Origin of the sequence: Runella defluvii (assembly GCF_014195535.1) — a bacterium.
Taxonomy (GTDB): Bacteria; Bacteroidota; Bacteroidia; order Cytophagales; family Spirosomataceae; genus Runella; species Runella defluvii.
Map to the genome: position 1 here is coordinate 612,782 of NZ_JACIBY010000001.1, position 13,717 is coordinate 626,498.

Here is a 13,717-nt window from a genome sequence, read left to right on the forward strand (position 1 = left end):
GGGTTATTTTATTTTTCGTAAAATACTTCTTAGTACAATAAGAACGTGGTTCCAAAGCGTTGGTAAAAAGCCAAAGTGTTTTGATAAAACATTGAACCTGTCAATGAGGGATTTACGGTGTTTTTGTACCGAAATACCTCCTGTGAGGTATTTACATAAGATAAATTCTACCAAGTAAGTTTGGCGTGATTTTTTTAAGATGTCAATTTCCCAGCCGATATCAGCACTAAGATTTTGTACATCGTACAATGGAGCCAAAGCCCTTTTGGCAATAAAAGCCTGATGGCATACTTTCATCCCCAGTGCCATGTCTTGCCAAGTAAGTTGCCGAGGCAGACTGTGGGGCGTCACTTGGGAGCGAAGGCCAACGGTGGAGCCATCGTTGTTTACAAACAAAGCGTCGCTGTAATAGACATCGGCTTTTGCGGATAGCAGCGGAAACAAGCGTGCAAGTACTTCATTGTCATGTATTTCGTCGCCTGCGTTCATAAACCAAACGTACTCACCCGTTGCCAATCCTAGTCCTTTGTTCATGGCATCGTACAAGCCTTTGTCGGGTTCCGAAACAAGCTTATTGATGATTGAATGATACGACTGCGCGATGGCCAACGTAGTATCTTTTGACGCCCCATCCACGATTATATATTCGAAAAGGGAGCGTTGGTCGGGAGCAAGAGAAGCCAAGTTGGCAGATATACTTCTGAGGGTGCGTTCTAAAAAAGCTTCCGCGTTATAAGTAATGGTAATGATAGACAATAGCCGCGTCATGAAACGTACATTTTCTCAAAAATAAAAGAAAAAATCTACCTCTAAAGCAGAGGTAGATTTTTTCAAATAGGTAACTGCTATGAAATATCCTAGTAACCAGGGTTTTGAACCAACTTGCTGTTACGGTTCATTTCATCGCGGTGAATTGGCAAATAATACATTTTGTCCAACCAAGCACGGTTTTCTTTACCTGGGTCGATTTCAAATACTTTGTAGGTGTAATCGTAGCTAGTTGGGTCGTACTTGTAAATTGTCACAGTTTTACCTGCTTTCAATGTACCTGTTACGTTGATACCGTTGGCTTTACGTCCGAGGGTTGTTGGAGCAATCATCCAACGACGTGTATCGTGGTAGCGTTGTTCTTCCATGTACATTTCGATACGCTTTTCGTTGCGGAAACGCTGACGAAGTGCATCGCCCGACTCAGTAAGTGCTGGCATACCCGAACGGAAACGGATTTTGTTGAGCCACGTACGTGCTTCTGCATCTTGACCCAATTCGATACACGCTTCAGCGTAGTTGAATATCGCTTCGGTATAACGCAATACAGGCCAAGGAATTTGTTGCCACGTATTTTGATCTACAATCGCAGGGCTAGGATCTACAAACTTACGAGCATAATAACCCGTGTAGCTACCGTTCCAGTCTTCTACCGACGACTTACGTGTATCCAAACCAAAGAACGGAACTTTTGAGCTTCCGCTTGAAACTTCGTACGTTCCAGTTTGGATTTGGTTTGCAGGATCTTTTGCTGCTACGTCAGCCGTACGTGGCTTCCAGTTAGAACCATCATACAAGATAGAAGCGTAGAAACGTGGGTCGCGGTTGTCGTATGGTTTTGAAGCATGTTCTGCTTTGCTCCAATCAAACTTGCTACCGTCCATCATTTCGTAGTCATCCACCATCAACTGAATAGGCGTGTTTCCAGCCCAGTTGTGATAACCGTTAGGGCCGTTAAACAATCCTTGGCGACCACCGTCTTCTTGTTTGGCGTTAATGAAATAACGCGCCATCAACAGCTCTTTCTCACCACCGTTTCTTGCCATAGAAATATTATGGTAGTTGGTAGTTCCTTCATCTTTTGACGCGGGAGCCGACAAAGTGAGCGCATAGCCATAGCCAGACAAGTCTAATACTGCTTTAGCTGCATCTTTGGCTTTTTGCCAACGGTCAGCTTGACTGCCGCTGGTGTAGCCGATTAGCTCAGGCTTTGAAAAACTTGCTAATACTGTTGACTTTGCTTTTGCTTTGGTCATATCGTGCAAATCACTTGCTGCATAGGTAAGTATGCGAGCTTTGAGAGCCAAGGCTGCTGCACGGTTGGCACGGCCAGACGCCAATGACTTTCCATTCAACAACGTAGCGGCGTCGTCACAATCTTTCGTAATAGCGTTTACGCATTGCTCAAAGGTACTACGTTCTGCTAAGTAGTCAGCTTCACCTAGTTCGTATGGACGCTCTACAACAGGAAAACCTCCGTAATAGCGTAGCAATTGGTGGTTGTAATAAGCACGCATAAACTTGGCTTCTCCTTTCAAACGATCAACAAGGGTTGCATCGTTAAATAGAGGTTTTTCAAGTTTGCTAAGTGCTAAGTTACAAGCGCGAATACGAATGTACATTTGCTGCCAGCTAAGTGTACCGTTTACCCAACCAATATCGGCAGGGTTTGAACGAGACTCAGTGATGGTTGTAATACCGCGACCTGGGTGAGTAAAGAGGGTTTCGTCGGTCAAAGAAGCAAGCATTTGCTCATTAAAACCACCCTGTCCAAACCCTGCATAAATTTCGGTTACAAAAGCCTCACTTAAAGCCGCATCGGTCCATACCGTCGATTCAGAAAGCTGATCTAAAGGTTTGGTGTTGACAAAGTCGCCATTACAGCCAGAAAGAAATAAAGCAGCTGAAACGGCAGTGATAGATAAATATTTGAATCCTTTCATCGTATTTCTTAGGAAAAATTAGAATGTAACTGATAGACCAGCATTGATAATCCGCTGTTGTGGATAGTACTGTCCAGAAGATGAGTCTGATTCTGGGTCAAACTCTTTGAATTTGCTGATTGTAAACAAGTTCAATCCGTTAACGTAAAGACGCAAGTTGTTCATACCCATCTTGTTGGTAAGTCCGAAAGGTAAGTTATAACCCACTTCAAAGTTTTTCAAGCGGATATAGTCACGGTTCTTGAACCAATAGGTATTTCCACCAGAGAAGTACTGGTCGCTACGGTTAGCGATACGTGGGTGTACGCTGCTTGGGTTTTCAACCGTCCAACGATCTTTGTACATATCTAACAAGTAGTTACCGATGTTACCCATTTCACCTGGACTAACGTATTGCTTGGCACCAGTAGAACCTTGGAATAAGATGTTTACGTCAAATCCTTTGTAGCTACCAATCAAGCTAATACCTCCTTGGAATTTAGGAATGTTGTTGAACGTTGTACGTACTTGGTCATCAGGCGTGATTTTACCGTCGCCGTTATAGTCAAGGTACTTCATGTCACCAGGGCGGAGTGTATTTACGATAGCCTTGTAATCAATTTTGTTTTCATTGATTTCTTGTTGGTCTTTAAACACACCATCGTAGATATAAGCTTGTACAGTGTTCATTGGTTTACCAGTAGTACGTTGCCAATCTGGAGCACCTGGAGCTTCGTCCCAGAACAAGATTTTGTTTTGGGCATATCCTCCATTTACGTTTACGCTGTATTTGAACGGACCTGATTGGTTACGGTAGCCAAGGCTAAATTCCCATCCTTTGTTAGATACTTCACCGATGTTTTGAGCAGGCAAGGTCAAACCTGTTGACTGAGGAACTGACGCGTTTTTGTACCACAAGATGTTGGTACGCTTGTTGTTGAATACGTCAAATTCAAAGCTGATTTTTCCACCCAACAATTGACCTTCCAAACCGATGTCAGCATTGTTTGCCACTTCCCACGTGATGGTGTTGTTAGGAACGCGAGTTTCAAACAACGTTTTTGTTTCCGTGTTGTTGATAATGTAGCTGCGGAAACCGTAGGTTGACAAATACTGGTAAGTAGCAAGTGTTTCAGTACCTGGCAAATATACTTGGTCGTTACCCATTTGACCGTATGAAGCACGGAGTTTCAAGTAGTTGAAAACTGGAAGTGATTTCTTGATAAATTCTTCTTCAGAAAGCACCCAGCCCACCATCGCGCCTGGGAAGAAACCATAACGTGTTGCTTCTGGGAACATATCAGAACCATCGTAACGCCACAAGAATTCAGCCAAGTATTTTTCTTTGTAGTTATAAGCTACGCGACCGAAGTAGTTCAAACGAGCACGCTCGAAAGCACCACCGCCGTTGTTTTTCTCCAAGTCACCACCCGCAAAGATTTGGTCAAGGGCAGTAGAAAGGAAGTAACGACGATACGCGTTGAAGTTATCTCCTTGAATCGTTTCTTTGTTTGTACCCGCCAAAGCAGTCAAGCTATGACCTCCGAAGGTGCGCTCATACGCGAGAACCCCTCCCAACAAAACGTTTAGCTGGTTGGTATTGGTCAATGTCAAACGTGGTTCTGCTGGTCCGCGCTTACTAGCAACGAGCTTAGGAGTTACCCCATCTGCTTCAAAGCCACTTCCACGCTCATACAACGTCCAAGGTGTTTCCCAACGGCGTTGATTTCTTGACAAAACGTCAATAGAGGCGGTTCCTGTAAATTTCAAACCTTCAACACCAGGGATTTTGATGTCCAATTGGCCATTGGTTTGTAGGTAGTTACGCTTGTCTCTGTCATAACCCGTTGCATTAGTTGTAATGGTTACTGGGTTTTCACCGTTTTCGATGTCAGGGCCAGGGAGTCCATTTGGCCAGTAAGCAGGTTGATTTGGCTTACCACGCATCAACATACGGAAAATGGCGCCTGCTCCTTTGGTTGGGAAGAAACGACTTTCCTGACGACCAGTTACCCCCAAATTCACGTTGATGAACTTGTTTACTTTTGCGTCGAGGTTGATACGGAAATCGTACTGCTTATAACCTGTTGCTGAGTTGATGTAGTTTCCGTCTTGGTTTTGGTAACCCAATGAGGCCAAGTACTTCACGTTATCGCTACCACCGTTTAGTTGTACGTTGTGGCGTGTCTGTGGCGACCAGGTTTTGAGCGTAGCGCCGTACCAATCAGTATCTGGGTGTCCCCATGGGTCAGAGCCATCGTTGTATTTTTTGAAATCATCAGGTTGGTAAGGTGCTTTACGTTGTGCGCCAGCAGCTGTTGTGTAAACCCCTGTCGATTTGTAAGCAGCCGTAGCAGCCGACCATTCTGATGCTGGTAAACCGTAAATGTCCAAGTCATTCAACATTTCGGCGTACTGAGAAGCATTGGCCAACGATGGAAGTTTCGTAGGCTGAGCCCAACCTTGGTTGAATGAATACGAAAGCTCTGGTTTACCCGACTTTCCACGTTTAGTAGTGATCAAGATAACCCCGTTTGCTGCACGAGCACCGTAAATAGCGGCCGAGGCATCTTTCAAAACGGAGATACTTTCGATGTCGTTAGGGTTGATACGGTCTAAGCCCCCTTCACGACCAGGAATACCGTCAATTACGATAAGTGCGGAGTTGTTTCCTAAGGTGTTTGAACCACGGATACGAATCCCTGCACCGTCGTACCCTGGCTCACCACTACGGTTGGTAGCAACAACCCCTGGTAAACGTCCAGCAAGTGATTGGGAAAGGTTAACGGCTGGTGATTTTACCAAATCGCCTCCTTTTACGCTCACAACTGAACCCGTAACGGTTTCTTTCTTTTGCACACCGTATCCAACGACTACGACTTCGTTGAGTGATTTTACGTCAACGGCCAAAGTTACATTGACGCTTGAACGGTTGCTTACTGGTACTTCTTGCGAAAGATAACCAATAAATGAGAATACCAACGTGGCATTTTTTTCATCGGTAACATTGATAGAATAAGCACCGTTGATGTCGCTGGATGTACCTACCGAGGTTCCTTTGACCACCACACTTACGCCAGGCAGAGGCTGCCCTTGCTCGTCTGTGATTTTACCTTTGACGGTAATCGCCAGGTTCCCTGAGTTGCGCTCAGGTTGGAGTTTAGCAAATACCACCGATTTGCTTTCTTGACGTGCTTGCCACCGAGTTGCTTCTTGGGCATAACTGCTAATCGTGTTACCCACGAGTAGCATAGCCAGAGGCATTCTTAGCAAACTGAGTTTGTAGCTCACTTTTGTCATAAGAAATTGGGATTATGAATTGATAGATAAAATGAAAAAAATTCGGTATCAGAGAAAATTAATTTTTGGAGTATAGGACGAAGGGGCTGTAGCTGCCTAAAAACACTCCTCAAGAAGTTGAGTATCAGTGGGTCATAAAGTATGTTTAGATTGATAGATAGGCGTAAGGCGACAATAAAATCTCTTACAGAATATAATGTACAAATATATACTGATATAGTGCAAAAAACTTAGCTGTTTTTTGCAAATACTGACTATATTTTGACTAAAAAAGCGATTTATTTATAATTTTTGAACAAAATATTCTTAGTTGATTAATATATAACTTTCTTTTGTATTAATATAATCCAATAAAGTTGCTTGAATGTAGCACTTGATTGAAATCAGTTTGAGTGTGCAAATAAAAAGTGTTTTTATCCTATTTTTGGTTAAGATACTACCAAAATTGTAAGGAATTTTACCATTAAAAACAGATAAAACGTTTTGTAACAAGTTAACTTTTTGCTGTACTTTTGCTGTGATGGAAGTCAAAAAGAAAAAGAAGCCTAGCGTGACCGAAAAACGGGTCATTGGCCGTAATGACATGATAGATTTTCCTGATTTGGGATTAACGAACGTTCGTGTAAAAATTGACACGGGCGCTTATACTTCGTCTATCCATTGTTTTAAGATAAGTGTGGAAGAAGGGGTACTTTCTTTTTTCTTGCCTGCGCATCGTAGTGAAAAGCACCAAAAATTTACGACTGATCAATTTGAGCTAAAAGCCATCAAAAATTCGTTTGGCCAGACTGAAATGCGGTATGTCATCAAGACTAAAGTGATCCTTTTTGGCAAAAGCATTAGAACCGAGTTTTCGCTGGCTGACCGCTCTCAGATGCGTTATCCCGTGCTTTTGGGGCGGAAATTGCTGCGTAGTCGTTTTTTGGTGGATGTCTCTCTCGAAAATTTATCCTACGATTTTATGCAACGCAAAAGTAGGACCAAAGCGTAGTTAACAAAAACGTAATATTATCTCAACGTACTTCCTTATAATTTTGTCACGCAGGAACATAAAACACGAGGGTTAAAGGAAGCCTTGTGTAGCGTTCCATTGTTTGTCTTTCCAATTATGAAAATTGCGGTTTTATCAACCAATGCTAAGTTATATTCTACTCGAAAGCTAGTCGAGGCCATTCAGCAACGCGGCCATGAGGCAGTGGTAATCAACCACGCGTTGTGCCACGTACTCATCGAGGAAGAAAAGCCTGTTATTTTGTATAAAAACAAAGAAATTGAAGGGATTGACGCCGTTATTCCTCGAATTGGTGCATCGGTAACCGACTATGGAAGTGCCGTAGTGCGCCAGTTTGAGATGATGAAAGTCTTTACTACGGTGAAGTCGCAGGCCATCATGCGGTCGCGAAACAAACTGCGAAGCCTTCAAATTCTTTCCAAAGCTGGGGTGCAAATTCCCAAAACAGTTTTTGCTAATCAAGCAAAAGACATTGATAGTTTGATTAAACTGGTGGATGGCCCTCCCGTTATTATTAAGCTACTAGAAGGTACACAAGGCGTGGGCGTAGTGTTGGCGGAGTCTAATAAAGCAGCCAAATCGACGATTGAAGCCTTTTATGGACTAAAAACCAATGTCTTGATTCAAGAATACATTGCGGAGGCAAACGGAGCCGATATTCGGGCGTTTGTGGTGGGCAACAAAGTGGTAGCTGCCATGAAACGTCAAGGAACGACGGGGGAGTTTCGTTCAAACCTTCACCGTGGTGGAAAAGCAGAAGCCATTTTGCTACCGCCAGAGGAAGAAAAAGCAGCTTTACAAGCGGCAAAGGCACTTGGAGTAAGGGTCGCAGGAGTTGATATGATTCGATCGAATCGGGGGCCGATGATTATGGAAGTAAACTCTTCGCCAGGATTGGAGGGTATCGAAAAGGTGACAGGTATCAATGTTGCAGACTTGATAATTGGGTATATTGAAGAAAAAAAACCGATGGATGAAGGGGATACGATTGGGGTATAGGTAAAATGTACTATTTTTCGACTTTGAACCTATGAGAAAAAAGTACTCTATGCTCGATATAGCATCCTACAGTAAACAAACTAAATACCTTGTTGCGCTTGACTCCATTATTTTTGGGTTTGATGGCAACCAGCTAAATATCCTTTTGGTAAAACGTGGTCCTGATTCTACCATCGACACTTGGTCGCTGATGGGAGGGTGGCTGGCCGAAAATGAAAATCTCGAACTGTCGGCTGAGCGGATTTTGTACGAGCTTACGGGACTGAAGGAGGTCTATCTCGAACAATTATACACTTTTGGAGACATTCACCGTGACCCCATCGCACGGACGGTTTCGGTGGCGTATTTTGCCCTGATTAATGTCGAACATTATGATTCGAGTGTCTCGGAAGTGCATCATGCGCAGTGGTTTCCTGTCAGTGAGATGCCCGCCGAAATATTGTTTGACCACCGACAAATGATCGATTTGGCGATTCAGAAACTACGCTACAAAGCAGCTTTGCACCCGCTTGGCTTTGAGCTTTTACCTGAAAAATTTACAATTCCCCAGCTTCAAAAACTGTACGAAGCCATCTTCCAAACAACCTTTGATAAGCGGAATTTTAGCCGAAAAATCCTTTCAACGCATTTGTTGGTGAAGTTAAAGGAAAAGCAAAAGTCTTCTAAAAAAGGAGCGTACTTGTACCAAGTCAACGAAGAAAAATACAAAACGTACAGCAATTCGTTTCTGAATTTTGTCTCAAATCCTGAATTTTAGAGGTACATGGATATTATGAATAATATGTAACTTCTCTAACCCCACGCCTTTAGGCTGGGGATACAATGTGAAAGTTTTATTTAGGGCTTTAGCCCTGATTTTTAGCGCCTTGCTGTCAAAAAATCAGGGCTAAAGCCCTAAGTTTTGCTCTTTTTTAGACCCCAGCCTAAAGGCGTGGGGTTAAAGGAATAGCAATAAAAATGCCGTCGTTTTTGGGCGACGGCATTTTTATTGACCTAATAGCTAACCGCTGATTTAAGCGGTCTGCGCTTCGCGGTGAATGATGGCTTCGCGGTCAGGGCCAGTGGAGATAAAGCTAATTGGAAGTTTCAATTCGGCTTCCAAAAACTCAATGTACGCAGCAAGTTCTGCTGGAATTTCGTTGTACGAATGAAGGTTTTCTAGTGATGTAGCCCAGCCCTTCAACGTTTTGTAAACAGGCGTTACTTCTTCGTCGCAAAGGTCGTAAGGAAGCTGGTCAGTAGTGGTACCGTCGGGCAATTGGTAGTGCGTACAAATTTGAATTTCATCAAAAATATTCAAAACGTCCACTTTCATCATAACCAACTGCGTGACGCCATTGATCATAATTGCGTATTTGAGGGCAGGAAGATCAATCCATCCACAACGACGCGGACGCCCCGTGGTTGAGCCAAACTCACGTCCTTCTTGACGGATACGTTCTCCGACTTCATCCAACAATTCGGTAGGGAATGGGCCGCTTCCTACGCGTGTGCAGTAGGCTTTGAAAATCCCAAATACCTCGCCGATGTGCTTTGGTGCAACCCCCAAGCCAGTACAAGCCCCCGCAGCGGTGGTGGTAGAACTGGTTACAAAAGGATACGAACCAAAATCAATGTCCAACAATGAACCTTGTGCACCTTCTGCCAATACCGTTTGACCTGCTTCGAGTGATTCGTTCACTACGTATTCGCTGTCAACAAATTGGAATTGTTTGAGGAATTCGACTGCTTCAAAGAACGCTTTTTCCGCTTCGGCAAGTGAGGTTTCAAACTCATAGTTATAAAACTTGAGGATGACCTTGTGCTGATCCACTAGGTGGCTGTACTTTTCTTTGAAATTTGGAGAAAGAATGTCACCCATTCGCAATCCCATCCGCGCTACTTTGTCTTGGTAAGTGGGGCCAATACCGCGCAATGTAGAACCAATTTTGGCAGCACCTTTAGATTGTTCGTAGGCGGCATCAAGCAAGCGGTGGGTTGGAATAATGACCGCCGCCTTTTTTGAGATAAACAAATTTTTATCAAGTGGGAGATTGAACTTAGCCAAGCCATCAATTTCTTTTTTGAGGACGATGGGGTCAAGTACAAGCCCGTTTCCGATAACGTTTTTGATTTCAGGACGGAAAATCCCTGACGGAATTTGGTGCAAAACGTGCTTAAAACCGTCAAATTCGAGTGTATGCCCCGCGTTAGGCCCACCTTGGAAGCGAGCCACCACTTGGTACTGTGGCGCCAAAACGTCCACTATTTTCCCTTTTCCTTCGTCGCCCCATTGGAGGCCGAGTAATACATCAACTTTCATTAGAAATTATAACCCCTAACCCTGAAGGGGATTTTATTGGATGTGATACATGCCCATAGGGTTGGGGTAGGGCACGGTGCATGTTGGGCAAGTAGCCCCCTCTCCGCACTATTCAACTTCTATTCTTTTGGGCCGTTCGGCAATGGCCTTGGTTTTATTTTCACAGTTTGCCCGTTGGCAATTACCATAAAAAATTAACGAGTGATGAAGTACGTTAAATTTAAGAAGTTCGCCCACCATGTTTTGAATATTCTGGACGCGAGGGTCACAAAACTCCATTACTTGGTGGCAATCCATACAAATCAGGTGGTCGTGTTGACGGGAGCCGTAAGCTTTTTCGTATTGGGCCAAATTTTTGCCAAACTGGTGTTTCGTAACCAAGTCACAGTCAACGAGTACATCCAATGTATTATAAACAGTTGCCCTACTTACCCGATACTTTTTGTTTTTCATCGAAATATACAGCTCATCCACGTCGAAGTGGTCTTCGCGGGTGTATATTTCTTCCAATATCGCAAATCGCTCAGGGGTTTTGCGAAGCCCTTTGCGCTCTAAGTAGGCAGTCAGAATGCGCTTCGCAGCTTCTAAGTTTTCGTGCTTGGCCTGTGGCATGATTACAATAAGAAAATTTGAAAATTTGAAAATTTGAAAATGAACCTTAATTTTCAAATTGGGTGCATTTGCAAATTTTCAAATTAGAGTGGCAAAAGTACTAATTTTCAATCAAACCTCGCTACTTTAAATACACCATCTACTTTTTCGATTTTGTGGATGAGTTGTTCTAAGTGCCGAGTGTCATAGACATACAGTTTGATGAGTCCTTCAAAGAGCCCTTCTTCGGTTTCTACCGAAATAGAACGAATATTAATGTGGAGCTCATTGGATATAATCCGAGTCAAATCGTTGACCAATCCCACGCGGTCGGTGCCGTCGATGCGGAGTCCTGCCAAAAAAGCAATTTTTTGCTGTGACGTCCATTTTGCTTTAATGACGCGGTTGCCGTGGTTCGACAAAAGCTCTGGGGCATTGGGGCAGGTAGTTCGGTGAATTTTGATGCCTTCATTGACCGTCACAAATCCAAACACGTCATCGCCAGGAATAGGGTTGCAGCATTGGGCCAAGATGTAGTCAATCTTGTCCATGTCTTCGCCAATGAGCAGCGCGTCGGCGTCGGTGCGCTCGCCGTGCATTTTTTTGAGCTCTTTGGTAAACTGCTTGCCGTCTTGGAGGTCGTCGGTATTTATTTTGGCTTGTATGTTCTGTTTTGCCTCCTTTTCCTGTTTAAATTTCTTGATTTCGTCAGGTTGAATGTAGGCTTTTCCAAAACGATAATAGAGGTCACTTGGGGTTTTACAGTTAAAATACGCCCTCAGCTGATTGATAAGCTCAAGGGTAACGTCAAGGTGTAAGATTTTACACTTTTTCTCAATAATACTACGGCCGTCGCTGATGTATTGTTTGTTTTCCTCCTTGATAAGTTCTTTAATACGGGCTTTTGCTTTGGAGGTAACGACAAACTTTAACCAGTCTTCGCTTGGTTTTTGACGTTTGGCCGTGATGATTTCCACTTGGTCGCCGTTGTTTAGTGGCTGACTAATGGGGACCAACGTATTATTGACTTTTGCCGCGATGCAGCGTGCGCCAACTTCAGAGTGAATGTCAAACGCAAAATCGAGGGCTGTAGCGCCGCGTTGTAGTACCCGAAGCTCCCCTTTTGGGGTAAAGACAAATACTTCTTCGGCAAACAAGTTGCTCCGGAAATCATCCAAAAACTCCAACGCTGCCGACTTGCTGTCTTTGGTTGCTTCAAGCATTTCGCGGACTTGGTTAATCCACTGGTCGATTCCTTGCCCCGTGCGGGTGTCGTTGCCTTTGTATTTCCAGTGGGCAGCTACGCCTTTTTCGGCAATTTCGTCCATTCGTTTTGAACGAACTTGTACTTCTACCCACTGTCCTTTGTCGGCTCCCTCGGGGCGGTACATAACCGTGATGTGCAACGACTCGTAGCCGTTGGCACGGGGTGTGGCCAACCAATCCTTGAGGCGGTCGATATTGGGCGTGTAGTGGTCAGTAACGATGGAGTAGGCGTGCCAGCAATCCGATTTCTCCGCCTTAATGTCCACCGAATTCATAATGATCCGTACGGCAAACAAATCGTAGATTTCTTCAAACGGCTTTTTTTGTTTCCTCATTTTGTTCCAAATCGAATAAATCGACTTGGGGCGTCCTTTAATAACAAAGTCATAGCCTTGTTCTTTGAGGTCGATGTCAATAGGTTCGATAAACTTATTAATAAACCTATCGCGGGAGGTTTTGGTCGCACGTAGTTTGTTCTTGATTTCCTCGTAGCTTTCGGGCTCGGTATATTTGAGGTAGAGGTCTTCAAGGTCGGTTTTTATCGAGTGCAATCCCAAACGGTGGGCGAGTGGGGCATAGATAAAGATAGTCTCAGACGCAATTTTCAGCTGCTTGTCGCGCGCCATGCTGTCGAGGGTGCGCATGTTGTGGAGGCGGTCGGCGAGCTTAATCATAATAACCCGAATGTCATCCGAGAGCGTAAGGAGCATCTTGCGGAAGTTTTCGGCTTGTTGCGACGTACCAAACTCAAACTGTCCCGAAATTTTGGTTAAGCCATCGATGATTTGGGCAACCTTAGGCCCAAACTGATGTTCGATGTCTTTGAGGGTGTAGTCTGTATCTTCTACTACGTCGTGAAGCAACGCGCATATAATAGAGGTAGTACCGAGTCCAATTTCCTCAACGCATATTTGGGCGACGGCAATGGGGTGGTAGATATACGGCTCTCCCGACTTGCGGCGCATGTCTTTGTGAGCTTCTACCGACAGATTGAACGCTTTTTTAATTTTTTTGGCGTCATCATCTTTTAAGAAGGGTTTGGCGGCGCGTAATAGTTTTCGGTACCTTTTAAGAATTTCTAAGCGCTCCAATTCCAAATCAATTTCTACTTCGATGGGCATGTTATTGGTGTTCGGTCATCCGAAATTTGTTGTACTCAATACGACTAAGGTAATAAATCGTTGTGTTTTTAACAAGTTTTTTATGATGTAGTAAAAAAAAATAAGTGTTTTTTTTGAGAGTAAATGGCTGATTTATAGTAAGTATAGGCCAAGTAAGATAGGTTTCTGTTTTTAAGAAAGATAAAAAAAATAAAAAAAAGCTTGCATATTGTATTTACAAAAGGTAGTTTTGCATCCCCAAACACACACGCTGCGGGCGTGGTGAAATTGGTAGACATACCAGACTTAGGATCTGGCGCCGCAAGGCATGGGGGTTCGAGTCCCTCCGCCCGCACTATCTGGTTTTATAAATGAGTGATTTAGTGACTTAGTGATTTAGTGATTTCTTACCCACTTTTTCGCTAACCTAATTCACTCATTTTTTTTATAGCATATT

The 13,717-nt window shown here is 43.8% G+C and carries 9 protein-coding genes and 1 tRNA gene; 4 read left to right on the top strand and 6 right to left on the bottom strand.

What is annotated here, in order from left to right; all coding sequences use genetic code 11:
* Positions 1 to 3: 3 nt before the first annotated feature.
* From FHS57_RS02530 to FHS57_RS02540, 3 genes are all read right to left on the bottom strand, one after another.
* Entirely contained in the window at positions 4 to 768 is a 765-nt protein-coding gene (locus FHS57_RS02530; RefSeq protein WP_183971270.1) for a glycosyltransferase family 2 protein, read from the bottom strand.
* 89 nt (positions 769 to 857) lie between these two features.
* Positions 858 to 2,711: a RagB/SusD family nutrient uptake outer membrane protein gene (locus tag FHS57_RS02535; protein ID WP_183971271.1), complete on the bottom strand. Its 1,854-nt coding sequence runs from the start codon at positions 2,709 to 2,711 to the stop codon at positions 858 to 860.
* Positions 2,712 to 2,729: 18 nt separating this feature from the next.
* Positions 2,730 to 5,954 carry a SusC/RagA family TonB-linked outer membrane protein gene (locus FHS57_RS02540; RefSeq protein ID WP_229601241.1) on the bottom strand — a complete coding sequence of 1,075 codons (3,225 nt, stop codon included), beginning with the start codon at positions 5,952 to 5,954 and terminating at the stop codon, positions 2,730 to 2,732.
* Between the two features lie 556 nt (positions 5,955 to 6,510).
* Here FHS57_RS02540 and FHS57_RS02545 point away from each other — a divergent pair.
* From FHS57_RS02545 to FHS57_RS02555, 3 genes are all read left to right on the top strand, one after another.
* Positions 6,511 to 6,981, top strand: coding sequence for an ATP-dependent zinc protease family protein (locus tag FHS57_RS02545; protein WP_183971272.1), 471 nt, complete (start codon positions 6,511 to 6,513; stop codon positions 6,979 to 6,981).
* Between the two features lie 117 nt (positions 6,982 to 7,098).
* Positions 7,099 to 8,001, top strand: a complete 903-nt coding sequence (gene rimK / locus FHS57_RS02550) for a 30S ribosomal protein S6--L-glutamate ligase (RefSeq protein ID WP_183971273.1) — start codon at positions 7,099 to 7,101, stop codon at positions 7,999 to 8,001.
* A gap of 49 nt (positions 8,002 to 8,050) precedes the next feature.
* Positions 8,051 to 8,758, top strand: a complete 708-nt coding sequence (locus FHS57_RS02555; RefSeq protein ID WP_183971760.1) for an NUDIX hydrolase — start codon at positions 8,051 to 8,053, stop codon at positions 8,756 to 8,758.
* A 255-nt stretch (positions 8,759 to 9,013) separates the two neighbouring features.
* On the opposite strand, the gene FHS57_RS02560 is transcribed toward FHS57_RS02555, so the two are convergent.
* The 3 genes from FHS57_RS02560 to FHS57_RS02570 all read right to left on the bottom strand — a co-directional run bounded on the left by FHS57_RS02560 (position 9,014) and on the right by FHS57_RS02570 (position 13,281).
* Positions 9,014 to 10,303: an adenylosuccinate synthase gene (locus FHS57_RS02560; RefSeq protein WP_183971274.1), complete on the bottom strand. Its 1,290-nt coding sequence runs from the start codon at positions 10,301 to 10,303 to the stop codon at positions 9,014 to 9,016.
* Positions 10,304 to 10,411: 108 nt separating this feature from the next.
* Entirely contained in the window at positions 10,412 to 10,915 is a 504-nt protein-coding gene (locus tag FHS57_RS02565; RefSeq protein ID WP_037302452.1) for a Fur family transcriptional regulator, read from the bottom strand.
* A 107-nt stretch (positions 10,916 to 11,022) separates the two neighbouring features.
* Complete coding sequence (locus FHS57_RS02570; protein WP_183971275.1) at positions 11,023 to 13,281, bottom strand: RelA/SpoT family protein; 2,259 nt, start codon at positions 13,279 to 13,281, stop codon at positions 11,023 to 11,025.
* 252 nt (positions 13,282 to 13,533) lie between these two features.
* Between FHS57_RS02570 and FHS57_RS02575 the strand changes: the two genes are divergently transcribed.
* Positions 13,534 to 13,615, top strand: a tRNA-Leu gene (locus FHS57_RS02575).
* Positions 13,616 to 13,717: the final 102 nt, after the last annotated feature.